The 19551-nt window shown below is 65.2% G+C and carries 15 protein-coding genes; 7 read left to right on the plus strand and 8 right to left on the minus strand.

All coding sequences use genetic code 11. The annotated features are described in order from the left end of the window. Positions 1–84: 84 nt before the first annotated feature. Both NYE40_RS05875 and NYE40_RS05880 read right to left on the minus strand, forming a co-directional pair. Positions 85–942: a sugar phosphate isomerase/epimerase family protein gene (locus NYE40_RS05875; protein WP_153783001.1), complete on the minus strand. Its 858-nt coding sequence runs from the start codon at positions 940–942 to the stop codon at positions 85–87. Further along, entirely contained in the window at positions 939–1997 is a 1059-nt protein-coding gene (locus NYE40_RS05880; protein ID WP_028597863.1) for a Gfo/Idh/MocA family oxidoreductase, read from the minus strand. The genes NYE40_RS05875 and NYE40_RS05880 overlap by 4 nt, the downstream gene beginning before the upstream one ends. Before the next feature lie 146 nt (positions 1998–2143). Between NYE40_RS05880 and NYE40_RS05885 the strand changes: the two genes are divergently transcribed. Beyond that, positions 2144–3052, plus strand: a complete 909-nt coding sequence (locus NYE40_RS05885; RefSeq protein ID WP_052333014.1) for an AraC family transcriptional regulator — start codon at positions 2144–2146, stop codon at positions 3050–3052. Positions 3053–3114: 62 nt separating this feature from the next. Here NYE40_RS05885 and NYE40_RS05890 read toward each other — a convergent pair whose 3' ends face one another. Beyond that, the gene (locus NYE40_RS05890; protein ID WP_101808655.1) at positions 3115–3804 is read right to left on the minus strand and encodes an AIM24 family protein; all 690 of its coding nucleotides are present in this window, start codon (positions 3802–3804) and stop codon (positions 3115–3117) included. After that, positions 3801–4304, minus strand: a complete 504-nt coding sequence (locus NYE40_RS05895) for a hypothetical protein (protein WP_028597865.1) — start codon at positions 4302–4304, stop codon at positions 3801–3803. The genes NYE40_RS05890 and NYE40_RS05895 overlap by 4 nt, the downstream gene beginning before the upstream one ends. Positions 4305–4568: 264 nt before the next feature. Between NYE40_RS05895 and NYE40_RS05900 the strand changes: the two genes are divergently transcribed. Continuing rightward, positions 4569–5642 (plus strand): lactonase family protein, encoded by a 1074-nt coding sequence (locus NYE40_RS05900; RefSeq protein ID WP_043111001.1) that lies wholly within the window; start codon positions 4569–4571, stop codon positions 5640–5642. A 39-nt stretch (positions 5643–5681) separates the two neighbouring features. Next, the gene (locus tag NYE40_RS05905; RefSeq protein WP_339279523.1) at positions 5682–6917 is read left to right on the plus strand and encodes an MFS transporter; all 1236 of its coding nucleotides are present in this window, start codon (positions 5682–5684) and stop codon (positions 6915–6917) included. Positions 6918–7038: 121 nt separating this feature from the next. On the opposite strand, the gene NYE40_RS05910 is transcribed toward NYE40_RS05905, so the two are convergent. Next, on the minus strand, positions 7039–8268 hold the full coding sequence (locus NYE40_RS05910) for an MFS transporter (RefSeq protein WP_028597868.1): 1230 nt from the start codon (positions 8266–8268) through the stop codon (positions 7039–7041). A 176-nt stretch (positions 8269–8444) separates the two neighbouring features. Beyond that, positions 8445–9062 (minus strand): NUDIX hydrolase, encoded by a 618-nt coding sequence (locus tag NYE40_RS05915; RefSeq protein ID WP_028597869.1) that lies wholly within the window; start codon positions 9060–9062, stop codon positions 8445–8447. A 252-nt stretch (positions 9063–9314) separates the two neighbouring features. On the opposite strand from NYE40_RS05915, the gene NYE40_RS05920 reads away from it, so the two are divergent. The 3 genes from NYE40_RS05920 to NYE40_RS05930 all read left to right on the plus strand — a co-directional run bounded on the left by NYE40_RS05920 (position 9315) and on the right by NYE40_RS05930 (position 14466). Continuing rightward, a complete protein-coding gene (locus NYE40_RS05920) occupies positions 9315–11534 on the plus strand; it encodes an alpha-galactosidase (RefSeq protein ID WP_153783007.1) in 2220 nt (739 codons plus the stop codon). A 409-nt stretch (positions 11535–11943) separates the two neighbouring features. Continuing rightward, complete coding sequence (locus NYE40_RS05925) at positions 11944–12720, plus strand: ThuA domain-containing protein (protein ID WP_153783008.1); 777 nt, start codon at positions 11944–11946, stop codon at positions 12718–12720. A gap of 171 nt (positions 12721–12891) precedes the next feature. After that, on the plus strand, positions 12892–14466 hold the full coding sequence (locus tag NYE40_RS05930) for a methyl-accepting chemotaxis protein (protein ID WP_339279524.1): 1575 nt from the start codon (positions 12892–12894) through the stop codon (positions 14464–14466). 628 nt (positions 14467–15094) lie between these two features. On the opposite strand, the gene NYE40_RS05935 is transcribed toward NYE40_RS05930, so the two are convergent. Further along, on the minus strand, positions 15095–16684 hold the full coding sequence (locus NYE40_RS05935; protein WP_339279526.1) for a catalase: 1590 nt from the start codon (positions 16682–16684) through the stop codon (positions 15095–15097). A 170-nt stretch (positions 16685–16854) separates the two neighbouring features. Between NYE40_RS05935 and NYE40_RS05940 the strand changes: the two genes are divergently transcribed. Further along, positions 16855–18216 (plus strand): sodium-dependent transporter, encoded by a 1362-nt coding sequence (locus tag NYE40_RS05940; RefSeq protein WP_339279528.1) that lies wholly within the window; start codon positions 16855–16857, stop codon positions 18214–18216. Positions 18217–18351: 135 nt separating this feature from the next. On the opposite strand, the gene NYE40_RS05945 is transcribed toward NYE40_RS05940, so the two are convergent. Next, positions 18352–19521, minus strand: a complete 1170-nt coding sequence (locus NYE40_RS05945) for an ROK family transcriptional regulator (protein WP_339279530.1) — start codon at positions 19519–19521, stop codon at positions 18352–18354. Positions 19522–19551: the final 30 nt, after the last annotated feature.

The following is a 19551-nucleotide window of genomic DNA, read 5'->3' on the forward strand; positions in this document are numbered from 1 at the left end:
TCCAAAAAAGGCTTTCCCGCATCCGGCGTCTCCAGCCGGATTGGGGAAAGCCTTTTTGACGATCGGACGGGCGGCCTCGCCGCTTCAGCAGGCGTCCCAGAGCCGGCGCACGTTCGCCATGCCGACCCGGGAGCCGAAGCGGCAGTCCTCCAGCCCTTCGAACTCGACGGAGATGTAGCCGTCGAAGCCGGAGGCCTTGATGGCGCGGATCGCCTCGGGCATGTCGATGTCGCCCTGGCCGACGATCGCGCCGCGCAGGAAATTGCCGGAGGCGGTCGGGAACCAGCCCTCGCCCGGAGGACGATGGGAAGGACGAAAATAGAAATCCTTCACATGCACGACCGAGGCGATCGGCAGGTTTTTCCGGACGGCCGAGACGGAATCCTCGTCGGCGCACATGAAGTTGCCGACATCGAGCGTCGTGCGGAAGTTCGGCCGGTCCACCGCCGAGACGAGCGCCTGCACGCGGTCGCTCGCCTGGATGAAGTAGCCGTGGTTCTCGACGCTCGTCGTGATGCCGGCGGCCGCAGCGTAGTCGGCGATCTCGCGGCAGGCGTCCGCCAGGCGCGGCAGCGAGCGGTTGAAGTTCTGGATCGAGCGGTCGTCGTCGCTCGCCACGTCATGCCGCATGAAGCGCGCGCCGAGCGCATGGGCGATGTCGACCTCGCGCTTGACGCGGTCGATCTCGGCGCGCAGCGCCTCGTCGGCCAGCCCCTGGAAGTTCGCGCCGACCGCATAGTTGGATATGTCGAGCCCGCGCGCGGCCGCATGCCGGGCGATTTGCCGGACGAGCTCCGGGCTGCCGGCCAGATCGTAGCCGAGCGGCACGATCTCGACATGCTCGCCGCCGTTGTCGGCGATGAAGTCGATCGCGTCCAGCACGGTCATCTCGCCCTTTTGCAAGGCGGCGTACAGGCTGTAGGTGCTGAGGCCGAGCTTCATGGGAACGTCACCTCGGCTCCCTTGGCGGCGGACTCGTAGATCGCGTCCAGAATCTTCATGACCTCGACGCCGTCCTCGATCGGACTGATCGGAGCCCGGCCGGTCATGACGCTGTCGACGAAGTGGTCGATCTCGCTCTGGAACGCGAGGTTCATCTGCATGCCCTTGCTGTCGGTCTGCGGATAGGCGTTGAGGATCGTATCATGCTTCTCGGTCACCATCACGACCTCGGGATCGATCTCGAAGCCGCCTTTCGTGCCGAACAGCTTGACGATGCCCTCGTCCTTGGAGGCGTGCAGCGAGAAGCTGACGTCGACGAGCAGCGAGGCGCCGTTGTCGAAGCGGATGAGCGCGTTCGCCATGTCCTCGACGTCGTTCAGCTCGGCGTTGTAGTCCGCCGCCTTGTAGCGCGACAAATATTTGACGCTGTCGCGGTTGCCGAGCTTGCTGTAGGCATTGGCGCTGACGGATCGCACCTTGGGGCGGCCCATCATGTACCAGCACAGGTCGATGACATGCACGCCGATGTCGATGACGGGCCCGCCGCCGGAGCGGGAACGGTCGGAGAACCATCCGCCCGGGTTGCCCATGCGGCGGATGTAGGACGCCTTGGCGAAGTACAGCTCGCCGAACTCGCCGCCGTCGACGAACGAGCGGAGCATGAGCGCGTTCGGATCGTAGCGCCGCACGAAGCCGACCATCAGCGTCTTGCCCGACTTGCGGACGGCTTCCTGCACGGCATAGGCTTCCTCGAGCTTGCGGGAAAGCGGCTTTTCGACGAGCACATGCTTGCCGGCCTCAAGCGCCGCGATGCTGATCTCCGCATGCGTGTCGTTCCAGGTGCAGATGCTGACCGCGTCGATCTCGGGATCGGCGAGCAGCTCCTTGTAGTCGGAGAACGCTTTGGCTGCGCCGTACTTGTCCGCCGCCGCCTGGGCGCGCTCGCGATTCAGGTCGCATACGGCGACAAGCTCGCAGCTCGGATTGGCCGCGTACGATTTGAGGTGGAACTCGGATATCGATCCTGCCCCGATGACGCCGATTCGGATGCTCATGCTTGCCTCACTCCTCGTTTGCTTGGTAACCTTGATATACGGAAAGTATAGCGGCGCGCGCGGCGGTTCGGCATGGGCGATCATGCGGACTATTTGGACAAATGTGCGGCGGCGCGGGAGCAACGGGAAGGAGCCGGTTGAAGAATATGGAACGTCCGCTGTCCCTGTTGGAGCCGATGAGCATGCCGGATCCCCGCTTTCCGGTCAAGCTCGGCAAGATGAAGGCGGCCGGGAAGGGAGCGACCTTGTTTCCGGCCCATTGGCACAACCATATCGAGGTGCTGCATTTCCTCTCCGGGCACGCGCGGGTGGAGGTCAACCATGTGCCGTTCGACGCCGGCCCCGGCGATGTGATGGTGTTCAACAGCAACGACATCCATATGGGACTGCTGAGCTCGGATGCGGTGGAGTACGACATCCTCATCGCCGATCTTGCGCTGCTGCAGAGCCAGTCCCCGGACGCCGCGGAGACGAAGTACATTACGCCGATGGCGCAGAACCGCATCCTGTTCTGCAACCGGATCAGCGGCGACGCGGGCCTGGCCGCGATTCTGGACCGGCTGGCGGAGGAGTTCCGCGAGCGCCAGCCCGGCTTCGAGCTGTCGGTCAAGTCGCAGCTGTACGCCATGCTGACGCTGCTGCTGCGCGGCTATGTGGAGCTGCGCCTGAGCGAGCAGGAGTCGTCGGCCCGGCTGCGCAATCTCGCGCGGTTCGAGCCGATCTTCGACTATATCGAGACGCACTATACAGAAGACATCACAGTGGAGGAGCTGGCTGCCAGAGCTTCGCTCAGCCGCTATCATTTCAGCCGGCTGTTCCGCCAGCTGACGGGACGGACGGTGACGGACTACGTGAACCGGATCCGCATCAACAAGTCCGAGTATCTGCTGCGCAGCAGCGAAAAGACGATCGCCGAAATCGCGATGGCCGCCGGCTACAACGACTTGAGCTACTTCAGCCGCATCTTCCGGCGCTACCGGGGCTACGCTCCGTCGGAGGCGAGAAGCCGCGGCGCGGCGGAGGCGCCGGCAGACTTGGATCCGCTGGCCCGCTAGAGCCGGGGAGGATGCGGACGAGGTGTTGAAAAGGAAAAACCCCCGTACGGGGGTTTTTCTCGTTATTTGATGTAGACGCCGCCGAACGGCAGCAGCTCGCGCAGCGTGCGGCGGATGAAGCCGCCTTTGTCCAGCAGCTCGGGCAGCGCGCGGTCGAACGAGCCGGTCTGGATGAGCGCGGAGCCGGTCCCGCGCAGCTCCCACTGCACGTTCATGTGCTGAGAGGCCAGCGGATTGCCGTAGACGGAGAGCCGGATGCTCGCGGACTCGGGAAAGGCGACGAGCGCGGAGGCGTCGATGAACAGCGGCTGCTCCTCGTCAAGATCGATTCGGGCGAGGCCGCCTGCGGTCAGGATGCCGATGGAGCCGGGACCGCTGAAGCGCATGCGGGTCAGCTCCTTCGTGATCCAGGCGGTCTTGAGCTTCTGGATGCGCGGCTTCAGCGCCATGCCGTCGCTGTAGAATATCACATGCCGGAAGTCGAACAGCAGATCGCTGCCAGCCGGGATGGCGACCGTCTCCAGGCCGAATCCGGGAGGCAGGCCGAGCAGCAGCTCGCTTTGCCCGCGCAGCAGGGAGCGGATCCATTTGCGCTTGCGGTAGATGCCGCCCGCGTCCATGATGCGGTCTTCGCGGCCGCGCCCCGCTCCCCGATACGCGAGGATCGCATTTGGATGCAGCACATGCAGCGCTTCGCCGGCCTCCAGCTCGACCCGCACATAGCCTTGGGGAGGCGGCGCGGTCGTCTTCATGAAGCGGCCCCTCCGCCGCTGCGGCTCTGCGCGCGATAAGCCCGGTAGCGCCAGATGCGGACGGCCGCGATGTAGCCGAGAAACGCCGAGGAGAGGACGAGCACGGTCCAGGCGATGCCTCTCTTGATGGCGGCGCTTCGCTCCGCGGCCTGATGGAGCTCCGCCTCGAGCGCGGCATTCCGCTCCTGCAGCCGCCCGTTCTGCTCCTGGTAGGCTTCGTTCTGCCGCATCAGCTCCTGCTGGCGCTGCTCGAGCTCGGCCTGCTTCCGCGAGTAGTCCTCCTGCAGCTTCCGCTGCTGCTCCTCCAGGCGCCCGACCGATTCGCTATACTGCTTCTGCAGCTCCTCGACCTTGGCCGGAGTGTCGTAGATCTCCTTGATGTTGCTCCAGATGCCGGCGTGCGCGTGCGGCAGCGGCGCGGCCAGGACGACGATGGCGGCCGCGGCCGCCGTCAGCGCCGCGCGGCGGCATGTCCGGATGATGTCGACACGATTCCTCATGCTTCGCCTCCCCTCCTATTCCCCGGGAAATACCTGCTCTACAAGTATATCAATTGTGTACCCTTTCTGTAAGAGATTGGCGCAGCAAGTCGAATGGTCGCCTGCGGCAGAGACGCGCGCGCTGCGGGCGAGCTTGGCCGCGGATGCGGGGGGAAGCCCGGCCCTGGCCTCCGAAAACGGTCGCTGGACGAATTGTAGGAATGGGTAGATTATGGTATGGTCACAAAAAATAGACCCCGGGACGGGGGAAAAGAGGCGACTCGTTTGGCTAACAACAGCGGCATCTTTTATATCGGCGCCTATGGAGAGGCGGCGGAGCCGACCATCTACGGCTGCCGGCTCGACGAAGAGAGCGGCAGGCTGGCTGTATTCCAGCGGCTGGCCGGCGTCGAGCAGGCCTCCTTTCTGGCGGCGCATCCGAATGGAAGCATCCTGTACGCCTGCAGCGAGGTCGGCAAGACGCGCGGCAAGCCGGGCGGCTCCGTGCATGAGCTCGCGATCGACGGCGCCACCGGCGAGCTCGAGGCGCTCGGCAGCCAGCTGACGCACGGCGAGCATCCTTGCTATGTCAGCGTCTCTCCGGAGGGAGCCTCGCTCTATGCGGCCAACTACAGCGGCGGCAACGCGGCTGTGTTCCCGCTCTCGTCAGCCGGGCGGCTGGAGGAGCCGGCATCGGCCGTGATCGAGAATCCGGGCGAGCTCGGCCCGATGACGAGCCGCCAGGACAAGGCCCATGCGCACAGCATCGGACCGATTCCGGGCACGCCGTTCGTTTATGTCGCCGATCTGGGCACGGATACGGTCTACATCCACCGGCGCTCGGTCGACGGACGCTCGCTGCTGCGGACATCGGCGCTGCGCGTCGAGCCGGGCTCCGGACCGCGCCATGCGGCGGCTCGCGAAGGCTCACCCTACATGTACATCATCGGCGAGCTGGACTCCCATGTGACCGTCGCGAGGCTCGGCGAGGACGGCTCGCTGGAGCCGGTGCAGCGCCTGTCCGCCCTGCCGGAAGGCTTCGCCGGGGAAAGCTGGGCGGCGGACATCCATCTGTCGGCGGACGGCCGCTTCCTGTACGTGTCCAACCGCGGCCATGACAGCATCGCCGTGTTCGAGGCGGATGCGGCGGACGGCACGCTGCGGCTGATCCAGCATGAATCGACCGGCGGCAGCTACCCGCGGAACTTCGCGCTTTCGCCGGACGGGGGCTGGCTGCTTGCCGCCAATCAGAACAGCGGCAGCGTGAACGTGCTGCGCCGCGATCCGCAGACGGGCCTGCTGCAAGGGACGGATTCCGTTCTGAGCCTGCCGTCTCCGGTCTGCATCCGTTTTCTGTAGCTATTCATTTTCAAGTTCAACCGAAAGGAAGTCCTGTCCATGTCCGCTTCGCAAACGGCCCGGATCGGCGCGGCGCGCACCGGAACCGTCTATGCGATCCTCATCGCCATCAGCGTGGTCCATATGCTCAACGACTCGATGCAGTCGGTCATCCCCGCGCTGTTCCCGATCTTCCAGGATACGCTGCACATCAGCTACACCCAGATCGGGTGGCTGACCTTCACGCTGCAGATGACCTCCTCGGTCATGCAGCCCGTCGTCGGCCTGTTCTCGGACCGCCGGCCGTCCCCTTGGCTGCTCGTCGGCGGCATGATCATGAGCATGATAAGCATCGCCGGGCTGGCCTACGCGCCGAGCTTCGGGTGGCTCGTGTTCTTCATCCTGTTCGTCGGGCTCGGCTCGGCCGTGTTCCACCCGGAGGGCTCGCGGGTCGTCTACTTCGCGGCCGGCAGCCGCCGCGGCTTCGCCCAGTCGATCTACCAGGTCGGCGGCAACTTCGGCCAGTCGCTCGCGCCGCTCATGACGATTCTGATCTTCATCCCGCTCGGCCAGCAAGGCGCGATCTGGGGCACGCTGCTCGCCGTGGCGGGCATTCTCGTCCTGCTCAAGGTCGTGCCATGGTACAGCCGCCAGCTGGCGGAGCACGGCAAGCCGGTCAAGAAAGCCGCCGTGCCGCGCGGCGAGCTGTCGGCTGACGCGCGCAAGCGGAAAAAGCTCGTCGCGCTGGCGCTGGCGCTGCTCATTACGCTCGTTTTCGCGCGCTCGTGGTACGGGGCGGCGATCGGCACGTTTTATCAATTCTACCTCATCCACGACTACGGCCTCACCAAGCAGGCGGCGCAGGTGCCGGTGTTCCTGTTCATGATCTTCGGCGTCGTCGGCACCTTTTTCGGCGGGATTGTCTCGGATAAAATCGGAGCGAAGCGCATGATGCTGCTGTCGCTGCTAGGAGCGGCCCCGTTCGCGCTGCTGCTGCCGCATCTGCCGCTGATCGCGATGTATCCGTTCGCCGCGCTGCTCGGCCTCGTGCTGCAGTCCGGCTTTTCCGTCAGCGTCGTGTATGCGCAGGAGCTTCTGCCGGGACGCGTCGGCATGGCTTCGGGCCTGATCACGGGACTCGCCTTCGGCATGGGCGCGCTCGGCGCCGTCGTGCTCGGCCGGCTGGGCGACCTGTACGGCCTGCAGAGCATGATGTTTTGGACCAGCGTGCTGCCGCTTGCCGGCGTGCTCGCGGTGTTCATGCCCGGCGGCGGCAAGCCGCAGAAAGCGGGCTGAGCCAAGCTTCGGCCAGACGCAAAACAAAGGACGAAGCGGAACCGATCGGTTCTGCTTCGTCCTTTTGCGTTTTGCCGCTGAACGGCTGAGGAGTGGGGGGCGTGGCCGTTTGGGTTCTAGCTTAAGAGAAGGCCTTGCCGCGGCGATCCCAGGCCAGCATCACGCAGGCGAGCAGGAGGCCGAGCAGCGAGAACGCGGCTGCCGTCCACGGGAGCACGCTGTAGTCGTAGGCGCCGGAGGAGAGCTCGAAGCGGACGACGATCCAGCCGCCGAAAAAGGCGCCGAAGGCGTTGCCGAAGTTCAGCACGGCGTGGTTGGACGTAGAGGCGAGCGCCGGCGCGTCCTTGGCGAGCGTCATGATGCGCACCTGCAAGCCCGGCATCGAGGCGAACGAAGCCGCGCCCCATAGGAAGACGACGGCGAGCGTCGCCGCAGGCGTCGTGTCGACGAGGCCGAGCAGGGCGAGCAGCAGCGCTTGCGCCAGGAACGAGCCGATGACGGTCGGCATGAGCGCGCGGTCCGCCAGCTTGCCGCCGATCATGTTGCCGAGCGTCACGCCGCAGCCGAACAGCACGAGCACCCACGGGACGATGCCCTCGGACATGCCCGTCACGTCAGTGAGCAGCGGCTTGATGTAGCTGAACAGCGCGAACAGGCTGCAGCAGCCCATCGCGCCGGTGAGCAGCGCCAGTCCGAGCTTTGGCTGCAGCAGCGCGCGGATTTGGCGGGCCGGGCTTGTATCTTCTTCCTGCTTGACGGAAGGAATCAGCACGACCAGGCCGATCAGCGTGACGACGCCCATGACCGCGACGGCGACGAAGGACATCCGCCAGCCGAGCTCCTGGCCGATGAACGTGCCGAACGGCACTCCGAGGACATTGGCGATCGTCAGTCCGGCCATCATGACCGAGACCGCTCCGGCCTTGCGCTGAGCGGAGACGAGGCTGGAGGCGTAGACCGCTCCGATGCCGAAAAACGTGCCGTGCGCCAGCGAGGTGAAGATGCGGGCCGCCAGCAGGATGCCGTAGGTAGGAGCGAGCGCTGCGGCGGCGTTGCCGGCGATGAAGAGCACCATGAGCAGCGAGAGCAGCAGCTTTTTGGGAAATCGTGCCGTGGCGAGCGCCAGCACCGGCGCGCCGATGCCGACGCCGAGCGCGTAGCCCGTAATCAGGTTGCCCGCCTTCGGCACGCTGACGCCGAGATCGGCCGCGACTTCGGGCAGCAGGCCCATGATGACGAATTCCGTCATGCCGATGGCGAAGGCCCCGGCCGTGAGGGAGTAGAGGGAGAGCGGGAACCGTTCCTTGCCGCCGCGAGGCAGCGAAGCATCGGCTGACTGGACATGTTGCATGGATGTGCGTCCTTCTTTCTGGATGAGTGTGGAAGCCGGATGAAGCTTGCTTTTTGATATCAGCTTCCGACAGTATAGCAGATTCCGATGCGCTGAAAAGGCCCGATCGGCCGCCGCGAAAAAAGCAAGCGCTTGCTTGGACGATCGGCGGCGGTCAGACTAAAAGCCGGGCTCATCTAATCGAGGAGCGCCGGCTTTTGAGGATTGCGCAGGAAGTCGAACATGAGCGCGAGCTGGACGGGCGTATTGCGTCCGAGCGACAGCGGAGGAAGCTCGCTCTCGCCGAAAAAGGCGGCCTCGCTCGTCTCCACGCCTCCGCCCGCCTCGCCGCCGATAATTTCGCAAAGAATGAACAGCTTATAGATATGGCGGGCATCCGGAGGATGGTCCTGCTTGAGCCGGTCCAGCACGGCGAGCAGGCGGACCGCCCGCGTCTCGAAGCCGCTCTCCTCGCGGATTTCCTTGACGACGTTCTCCTTCGGGGACAGGCCGATCTCGGCCCAGCCGCCCGGCAGGCACCAGCGGCCGTCGGACTTCTCGCGGACGAGCAGCAGCTTGCCTTCTCGGAACACGACGCCGCGCACGTCGACCTTCGGCGTCGCGTGCCCCTCCTCGGAGGCGAAGCTCAGCTCGATGTCCGCCTCGCCCGCGCCGGTATGCTCGCTCATAATCCTTACGCTCAGCGCCCGCAGCTGCTCGAAGCGCTCCACATCGTAGACATCCCTGCCATAGGCAAGGCCGGTTTGCGCGATCGCCTGCATCTCTCTTGCCCAGGACAGCCATTTCGGCTCCATTAGCGGCCGCCTCCTTTTTCGCGGACCGGCGCATCGCCGGGTCCTCGTCTCTCGGTTTATTCCAGCCGCGGAGGACAATTCCTGCCTCGTCCGACGATCCGGCGTACGAAACGACAAATGTCCATATGCGAAAGCGTTTTGCTCATGGACGAAGCAACTCGGAAAGACCGATAATGAAAAGGATGAGGGCAGCTCTTCTCTTTTGACCGAAGATGGACTTGCCCGGAATTTATCGAGGAAGGAAGATGTCCGATGAAGGCCGCGATCCATTACGACGCCGACCGCCGTTTGTTCCATCTGCAGGGAGGCGCGGTCAGCTACGTCGTTGAACTCATAGAAGGCAGCTATCCCGCTCATGTCTACTGGGGGCCGAGGCTCGCAGCAGCGTCCCCGCAGCTCGGAACGGCGTTCCGGGAACGTCCCTCGTTCTCCCCGACCTTGCTGCAGGCGCGCCCCGAGCTGACGCTCGATACGCTGCCGCAGGAATACCCGGCGCATGGCGCGGGCGACTTCCGCGCGCCGGCCTATGAGGCGCGTCTCGCCGACGGCACCTCGGTGACGGAAGCCGTCTACGAGAGCCACCGCATCCTCGGCGGCAAGCCCGCGCTGGCGGGACTGCCGGCCGTTTACGCCGAGTCGGAGGACGAGGCGCTCACGCTCGAGCTGACGCTGCGCGATGCGTACAGCGGGCTCGCCGTCATCCTTTCCTACACCGTGTTCGCGGAGCATGCCGCGGTCGCCAGGTCGGTCCGCTTCGCGAACGGCGGCAGCGAGCCGCTGGAGCTGGAGGCGGCGCTGAGCGCCAGCGTCGACTTCAAGACGTCGGACTACGACTTCCTGCATCTGGACGGACGCTGGGCGATGGAGCGGGGCATCAGCCGCTCTCCGCTGCAGCCGGGCACCCAGTCGATCGGCAGCCGCCGGGGCTCGAGCAGCCACAACCACAATCCGTTCTTCGCGCTGCTCGGCCGTCGGGCCGACGAGGAGCAGGGCGACGCGTACGGCTTCAGCCTCGTCTACAGCGGCAGCTTCCTCGGCCGCGTCGAGACGGAGCAGTACGGCATGTCGCGCGCTCAGATCGGCATCCATCCGGACGGCTTCTCCTGGCGGCTCGAGCCGGGAGCGGAGTTCCAGGCGCCGGAATGCGTGCTCGTCTACTCCGCCGAAGGACTCGGCGGCATGTCGCGGACGTATCATCGGCTGTACCGCTCCCGTCTGTGCCGGGGCGAGTTCCGGGACCGCGAGCGTCCGGTGCTCGTCAACAACTGGGAGGCGACGTATTTCAACTTCACGGCCGACAAGATCGCCGCGATCGCCCGCGAGGGCGGCAAGCTCGGCATCGAGCTGTTCGTCCTCGACGACGGCTGGTTCGGCCGGCGCGACCGGGACGACAGCTCGCTCGGCGATTGGAAGGTCGACCTGAACAAGCTGCCGGAAGGGCTCGGAGATCTCGCGGAGCGCGTGCGCGCGGAAGGGCTGCAGTTCGGCCTGTGGTTCGAGCCGGAGATGGTCTCGCCCGACAGCGACCTGTACCGCCAGCATCCGGACTGGTGCCTGCATGTTCCGGGCCGCCGCCGCAGCGAAGGACGCCGGCAGCTGATCCTCGACTTCTCCCGCGAGGAAGTCGCCGATGCGATCGCCGAGCAGATCGAGAGCGTGCTGGCAAGCGCGCCGATCACCTACGTCAAATGGGACATGAACCGCAACATGACGGAGATCGGCTCCGCCGCGCTGCCGCCGGAGCGTCAGCGCGAGACGGCGCATCGCTACATGCTCGGCCTGTACCGCGTGCTGGACCGGATTACGGCCAAGTTCCCGCATGTGCTGTTCGAAAGCTGCTCCGGCGGCGGCGGCCGCTTCGATCCCGGCATGCTCTACTACATGCCGCAGACGTGGACGAGCGACAATACCGATGCCGTCAGCCGCTTGCGCATCCAGTACGGCACGAGCGTCGTCTACCCGATCAGCTCGATGGGCGCCCATATTTCCGCCGTGCCGAACCACCAGGTCGGCCGCGTGACGAGCCTCAAGATGCGCGGAGACGTGGCGATGAGCGGCAATTTCGGCTATGAGCTGGACCTGACCAAGTTCAGCGAGGAAGAAGCCGCGCTCGCGGCGGCCCAGGTCGCCTTCTACAAGGATATCCGGAGCCTGGTGCAGTTCGGCGATCTGTACCGCCTGCTGAGTCCTTTCGAAGGAGAGGACGCCGCCTGGATGATCGTCTCGCCGGACCGCCGCGAAGCGATCGCGTTCCATTTCCGCGTGCTGGCCCAGCCTAACCCGCCGATCGGCTGGCTGAAGCTGCGCGGGCTCGACCCTGCGCTCGAGTACGAGGCGGTCGAGATCGACCTGGCCAGCCCCGGCGCAGGCGAGTCCTTCCGCGTCGGCGGCGATGTCCTGATGCATGCCGGCCTCGCGCTTGCGGACCGCCCGGGCGACTTCCAAAGCCTCGTCTGGCGGCTGCGCGCCTAGGGCCGGCTCCGGGGTCCCGACTCCGGCCTCGCGGCTTCCGACGCCCAAGCTCCCGGCGTCTCGTCTCTCAGAGTCCAGGCTCCTGCCACCCGAGCCCCCGACTCCCCCGACACCTATTCCGACCTTCCCGTTTCACCGCTCCGCGCTTCGGGTAATGACCCGTATACATGGCGCGGAGGAGCGGACTTCTCCGAACCGGCAGCATGCCGGGCAAGCAGCCTTCAACCGCTGCCTGCCCCGCGGCTGTCGGTTTGTTTTTGGATGCGGCGACGGAAGGAAACAGAGGATGGACGTGGAATTATAATCCAGAACAGTTATTGATTTGTCGATTTTTGTTATGCCTAATGTCGATTGATACTGACAGACGGCGAAACGAGTCGAAACCAATCGTTCGGGAGGGGAATCGGAAATGGTCATCCAAGTGGGAAGAGGAGGCTCGGCTCATGTGCCGGATGCGGAGGCCGGAGCTCTGGCGGGGCTCGTCGCGGATCGAATGACGCGGGAGGCGCTGCCGTTCGAGCCGGCGAGGCCGGCGGCTCGGTCGCTGGCGGGCTCGGGAGGACTGCTGCTCGGCGACCGCGAGGCGGAGAGCCATCCGCTGGCGTCGCTGCAGGAGGCGCTTTGCCGGCTGCTCGGCGAAGACTTCGACATGCAGGCGAGCGACAGCTATGGCCTGCTCGAAGACGACATGCCGGCCGACCAGTCGCTGATCGTCGCCTGCAGCGACCGTTGGGAGCGGCCGCTGTCCGATCGGCAGGCAGCCGGCCTCGCCCGGTTCGTCGAGCGCGGGGGCGGGCTCGTGCTGCTCCATTGCGGAATTTCGCTCGCCTCTCATCCGCTGTTGGAGCATCTCGCGGGCGCGCGCTGCGAGGAGCATCCGGAAGGGCGCTTGCTCAGCTTCGATCCGGTCGTCGGCAAGGCGGGGGTGCATCCGGCCGTCCAGGACCTCGAGCCGTTCGAGCTGACCGACGAGCCGTACCGGTACTCGTTCCGGCCGTCGATGGACCGCGAGGTCATCCTCGAGTACGTGCTGGGCGGAGTGCGCCGTCCTGCCGCCTGGGCGCATCGGGTCGGCCGGGGCCGCGTCGTATCCATCATGCCGGGCCATAGCTCCGACTCGCTGCGGCATCCGCAGCTGCAGCGGCTGATCCGCCGCAGCTCGCTGTGGGCGGCTGGGCGGATCTGATTCGCCGGGCGAGGCCCGAATAGAAGTCTAAAAAGCTCCACGGCTGCGAAAGCCGATGGAGCTTTATTTTTTTTAGAATCCATTAATTTCCCTATCACGATAAGAAAGTTCGGTGTCGATACCTATACTACTGCATTCGACTATCCTACAGGACAAAAGAGAGGGCACACTATGGCATCAACAACATCCAGCATGAAGCAACCGAACAAATTCCCCTTTTTCGGAAATCAATCCCAGAGACGGCCGGGGGAAGCGATCGAGCGAGGAGCAGGCGGCAAGGTCGATCACGCTTACCTGGAGCTTCGCAAACGAAACCAGGCGGTGCTCGTCATCCTCAGCCTGAACATTCTGCTCATGGCCGCCATGATGGTCGCCTTCAGCTCGACTCTCGCCTTTACCCTCAAGATGCTGCTGCCCACTTTTGTCGTCATGGCGCTGCTCTGGGCCGCGCATGCGCTGCGTTTGCTGGAGAAGGCGATCCCGATCGCCGTGCTCATGCTGGTCGGATACTTGGCGGCGACATCCATCCAGGACAGTCCCGACGATCCGCTGAATGCGCTGACCGCTTTTTATCTGATGGCGATCGGCATCATGTACAACAGCCGGCTGTCCCTCGCTTACGGCACGCTGAGCGGCCTGTTCGTCATCCTGTATAAATATCTGGCCTTCCCGGAAGCCGGTCTGGCCGGAGAATCCCATATGGTCTACTTCATCTTCTACTTCCTGCTAGCGTCGACGACAATGATCTGCCAGTCGGAGATCGGCCGCGGTATCTTCCGCCGCGCGCTCGGCCTCCAGGAAGCGGCCCAGCAGCAGCTGCTCAAGGAGCAGGAGCGCGAGCGGATGACGCTCGAGACGGTCAAGACGCTGTCGGACAGCATGGGCCGCATCCGCGCAAACGGCCGCGAGAACGACGCCTCCTTCCAGGAAATGAATACCGCGTTCCAGGAGCTGACGTCCGGAGTCACGACCCAGGCCGAGACGATGGGAGAGATCTCCTCGCGGGTGAGCGAGTCGATGCACCAGATGGAGCGGATGATGGGCACGCTCGGCTCGATGGTCGGCCAGATCGAGGAGACGGGCGGCTCGTCCGCCGAGGGCGCGCGCATCGTCGGCGAGCTTAGCCGCACGATCGGCGAGTTCCGGGCAAGCATGGAGGAGCTGCAGGAGAGGTTTGAAGGACTGAACGAGACGATCCGGGGCATCCTGCCGTTCACGGCCTCGATCCAGGACATCGCCCGCCAGACGAACCTGCTGTCGCTCAACGCCAGCATCGAGGCGGCGCGCGCCGGCGAGCACGGAGCGGGCTTCGGCGTCGTCGCGGCCGAGATCCGCAAGCTGGCGATGACGGCCGGCGATACGGCCGACCGGATGACCGGCAGCCTCGAGGAGGCCGCCGTCCGCACGGAGCAGTCCCGCGAGGCGATGCGCGAGAACGTGCAGCGCATGGAGGAGAGCCTCGGCCATGTGGAGGCGACCAGCGCCGCGTTCGACGGCATCCGCCAGTCCGTCGAGTCGCTGCAGTCGGATGCGGCAAGGATCGGCGTGGAGATGGACGCGGTCAGCGCCTCGAGCGGAGATGTCGAGGAGCGGGTGAGCGACTTTGCCGCGGTCGTGCAGCAGTCGTCGGCGACGCTCGAGGAGCTGCTGGCTACGGTCGAGACGCTCGTCCGCCAAAACACGCAGCTGCAGTCGAGGATCGAAGAGTCCGAGGCGGCGCTTCGCCAGCTGTCGGCAGCAGGCTGACGCCTGGTGCCGTCCGCTGCCGGGCATGTCGAGCCGGCAGCGTCGATTCCATGAACGCGACAGAGGGTGTCCCGAAAGCCTTGGCTTAGGGACACCCTCTTTATAAATGGGTTAAACACAAAAAAATCTTCCTCTGGCAAGATGCAGGCATCACCCCGTCATCGGCCAAAGAGGAAGATTTTTTGTGCATCCAATCGGCCGGCGCGGGCCATCCAAGGCAGAAATGTGCCTTGGATCTGGCCCGCCGGCCGGGAACCGGGCCATCCAAGGCAGAAATGTGCCTTGGATCCGGCCCGCCGGCCGGGAACCGGACCAACCAAGGCAGAAATGTGCCTTGGATTCGGCCCGCCGGCCGGGAACCGGGCCATCCAAGGCAGAAATGTGCCTTGGATCCGGCCCGCCGGCCGGGAACCGGACCAACCAAGGCAGAAATGTGCCTTGGATCCGGCCCGCCGGCCGGGAACCGGACCAACCAAGGCAGAAATGTGCCTTGGATTCGGCCCGCCGGCCGGGAACCGGACCAACCAAGGCAGAAATGTGCCTTGGATCCGGCCCGCCGGCCGGGAACCGGACCTTTTTTGCGATCGGGATGGGAATCTGCGGCTCTCCCGGCTCCCCGGCTAAACAATCAATAGCCGTCGGTGCGGTGGCCGGAACGGTCGGCCAGCTCCTGGCCCTGGCGCATCGACTCGTTGCCGAGATGCTCCGGCGCCGCCGCTTCGGCGCGGGCGAGCGCCTCGGCGACGCGCTTGCCGTAGTCGGCGTCGGCTTCCTTGAAGTAGCCGATCATCTTGTCGCGGACGACCGGACGGCACATCTTGAGCGCATCGACGAGGTTTTTGACCAGCTCGTCCCGCTCCCACGGCTCGAACTTGCGATACGTATCCCCCGCCTGGCCGAAATCGTTCGTCCGTCCGATCTTCTCGCGCACGAGCCTCGCATCGTACGCCGGCTCGTGCTCGGCGCCGGACGGACGGGCTTCCGTCAGCCCGCCCAGGCTGGACGGCTCGTAGTTGACATGCGGGTTCTGCCCGGGCGCGAGGTCGATCTTGTATTCCATTTGGCCGTCGCGCTGGTTCGTGGCGACCGGAGCCTTCGGCGCGTTGATCGGCAGCTGCAGGTAGTTCGTGCCGACGCGGTAGCGCTGCGTGTCCGAGTAGGAGAAGGTGCGGCCCTGCAGCAGCTTGTCGTCGGAGAAGTCCAGGCCGTCGACGAGCACGCCGGTGCCGAACGCCGCCTGCTCAACCTCGGCGAAGTAGTTTTCCGGATTGCGGTTCAGCGTCATCTTGCCGACCGGCAGGAACGGGAACTTTTCCTGCGGCCACAGCTTCGTCGGGTCGAGCGGATCGAAGTCGAGCTCGGGATGCTCGCCGTCCTCGAGAATCTGCACGTTCAGCTCCCACTCCGGATAGTCGCCGCGGTCGATCGCCTCGTACAGGTCCTGCGTCGCATGGCTCGTATTTTTCGCCTGGATCGCCTCGGCCTCGTCCTGCGTCAGGTTTTTGATCCCCTGCTTCAGCGGCTCCCAGTGGTACTTCACGAGATAGCCGACGCCATCCTGGTTGACCCACTTGTACGTATTCACGCCCGAGCCCTGCATCTGCCGGTAGTTGGCCGGGATGCCCCAGGGGGAGAACAGGAACGTCACCATATGCGTCGCTTCCGGCGAGTTGGAGAGGAAGTCGAACATGCGCTCCGGATCGTTCAGGTTCGTCACCGGATCGGGCTTGAACGAATGCACCATGTCGGGAAACTTGAGCGGGTCGCGGATGAAGAAGATCTTGAGGTTGTTGCCGACGAGATCCCAGTTGCCGTCCTCGGTGTAGAACTTGACGGCAAAGCCGCGTGGATCGCGCAGCGTCTCCGGCGAATGTCCGCCGTGCACGACCGTGGAGAAGCGGACGAATACCGGCGTCTGCTTGCCTTTTTCCTGGAACAGCTTGGCCCGCGTGTACTTGGAGACCGGCTCGCTGCCGACAGTGCCGTAGGCCTCGAAGACGCCGTAGGCTCCTGCTCCGCGCGCATGCACGACGCGCTCCGGCACGCGCTCGCGGTCGAAATGCGAGATCTTTTCGATGAAATGGTAGTTCTCCAAGGTCGACGGACCGCGGTCTCCGACCGTGCGGATGTTCTGGTTGTCCGTAATCGGGTGGCCCTGCCGGTTCGTCAGCGTCTGATCGGCTTCGCTGCCCTGCTTGTTCGGGTCCAAATGGCCCACATCCTTTCTTTGCCTGTTTGCTCCCGGTTTATTTTGGCAAAGAAAGGTTAATTTATGCGAGCGGGATCAAAATGGCGGCTGGCTCGATTTGGTGTGGACATGCCATGCGTTTTTCGATAAATTTGTATTCTGTATTTTGTATTTTACTTAGCGAACGGTCGGAGGACATCATGATGGACAAACAACCAAAGGAAACCGCTTTGGGACAAAGCAAAAAAGCCGAGCGCTTCACGTCGTCCGGCTTCATCCTGGCGGCGATCGGCAGCTCGGTCGGGCTCGGAAACATGTGGAAATTCCCGTATATTACAGGCTTGTATGGGGGAGCGGCGTTTTTCCTGCTGTTCATCGTCTGCCTGATCCTCGTCGGGCTGCCGGTGCTGCTCGCCGAGATGACGATCGGCCGGGGCGGACGCGGCAACGCCGCCAGCTCCTTTTACAACCTGACCGGCAACAAGCAGTGGAAATGGTTCGGCTTCATGTCCGTCGTGACGGCGTTCCTGATCATCTCCTACTATGGCGTCGTCGCCGGCTGGACGCTCCAGTACACGGTCGACTCCGTCATCGGCTCGCTCGGCAAGGGCACGAACTTCGACCAGCACTTCGTCGACTTCGCGGCAGGCGGCTGGCCTGTGTTCTGGCAGCTCGTCGTCATGATCATCTGCGGCGTCATCGTCGGCAAGGGCATCTCGGGCGGGATCGAGAAGTTCAACAAGATCCTCATCCCCGGCTTCCTGATCATCCTGCTCGTGCTGATGGTCCGCGCGCTGACGCTGCCGGGAGCGGCGGAGGGCGTCGATTTCTTCCTGAAGCCCGACTTCTCCGTGCTGACCGGCGAGTCGGCGCTGATCGCGCTCGGCCATGCGTTCTTCTCGCTGTCGCTCGGCATGGGCTGCATGCTCACCTACGGCTCCTACGTGCAAAAGGAGCAGTCGCTCGGCAAGGCGACCGTCGCGATCGGCGTCGGCGACCTCGGCTACGCGCTGATCGCGGGCCTGATCATCTTCCCGACGATCTTCTCCTACGGCATCGAGCCGCAGAAAGGCGTGGGCTTGGCTTTCATGGCGCTGCCCGCCTCGTTCTCGCAGATGCCGCTCGGCTCGCTGTTCGGCGGCCTGTTCTTCCTGCTGCTGGCGATCGCGGCGCTCACCTCGGCCGTCTCGATTCTCGAGGTGCCGGTCGCCTATGCGATGCACTATTGGAAATGGTCGCGCCGCAAGGCGGCGGCGATCATCGCCGCGGTCAGCTTCCTGCTCGGCGTTCCCGCCGGGCTGTCCGTCGCCGGTCCGCTCAGCGGCTGGACGCCCTTCGGCAAGTCGATCTTCGACTGGTTCGACTTCACGACCGCCTATGTGCTCATGCCGCTCGGCGGCCTCGCCGTGACGCTGTTCACCGGCTATGCGTGGAAGCGCGCCGGCGAAGAGGCCGGCCTGACCGGCTTCTGGTACCGGGCCTGGATGTTCTGCCTGCGCTATGTCGCGCCGCTGCTCATCCTGGCGGTGCTTCTGTATTCGATCTTCATCAAGCCGGTCTGAGCCGGTTCAAATGCCAAAAAGCGGCTTCGCTCCTGTCCGGTCCGGACAGGCGGCGAAGCCGCTTTATTTTGGCTGAGGAGCGAAGAGGGCGCCGCCGGCGCCGGCGTTGGCGCGAGGGGAGCGCGGTGAGCGCGCTTACGCCTCGCCGGCCTTGACGCGGGCGAGGAAGCCTTCCGCGGCTTGCCAGGCCGCTCCGCGCACGGCCGAGCCGTCGCCGAGCTCGGCGAAACGGACCCGCGCCTGGCGGCGGTGGAACGGCAGCGCGCGCGCCTGCACCTCGCGCTGCACGGCCGGCTCCAGCCAGCGGGCCGCCATGCTGAGGCGGCTGCCGATGAGCACGGCCTCGGGATTGAACACATTGATGATCGTGGCGATGCCGATGCCGAGGTACGAGCCGATCTCGTCCCAGATGCGCAGCGCCTCGGGATGTCCCTGCTCGGCAAGCTGCACGAGCTCCTCGAGGCTGCCGCAGCCGATCGCGGCGGCGGAATCGAGCGCCGCCTGCTCGGAGGCGAAGCGCTCCCAGCAGCCGCGGTTGCCGCAGCGGCAGGCGGGACCGTCGAACTGGATGGACAGGTGCCCGAGCTCGCCGGAGAAGCCGGACGCGCCGCGGTACAGCTGGCCGTCCAGCACGAGGCCGGTGCCGATGCCCATGCCCGCGCTCACATAGACGAGATGGCGGATGCCGGCGGCGGCTCCGAAGATGCGCTCGCCTTGGGCGCCGAAGTTGGCCTCGTTGTCGGCATGCACCGGCACGCCGAACCGCTCCTCCAGCCGGCGCGCGACCTCAGTCGGCTCCCAGTCCATATGCGGCGCGAGCAGCAGCGAGCCGGCGCCGTCGACGATGCCCGGCAGGCCGATGCCGATGCCGACGACGCCGTAGGGCTGCGGAGGCTGCTTCGGCAGCAGCTCCTCGATGAAGCCGATCAGCTGCTCCATGACGCTGCGGCCGGCGGCGGCCTCCATCGGCCGCCGCAGCTCGGCCAGCACTTCGCCGCGCAGGTCGGCGCGCACGCCCATCAGATAGGTGGCGCCGACGTCGATGCCGATCGCGCAGCCGGCCGAGGCGCGGAACTCCAGCATGACGGGCTTGCGGCCGCCGCTTGAGGCGCCTTGGCCCGTCTCGGTCAGCAAGCCGCGGTCGAGCAGGTCCTGCACGAGCGACGATACGGTCGCCTTGTTGAGGCCGGTGCCGGCCGAGATCGCGGCGCGCGAGAGCGGCTCGCCCTTCAGCACGGCGTCGAGCGCGATGCCGGTATTGATGCGGCGGATGAGGGCGGGATCGCCGGTCGTCGTTGATTTCATTGCGGTCTCCTTCGGGTCGAAGCGGCTGCA

Source organism: Paenibacillus sp. FSL W8-1187, from assembly GCF_037965485.1.
Lineage (GTDB): Bacteria > Bacillota > Bacilli > Paenibacillales > Paenibacillaceae > Paenibacillus_O > Paenibacillus_O pasadenensis.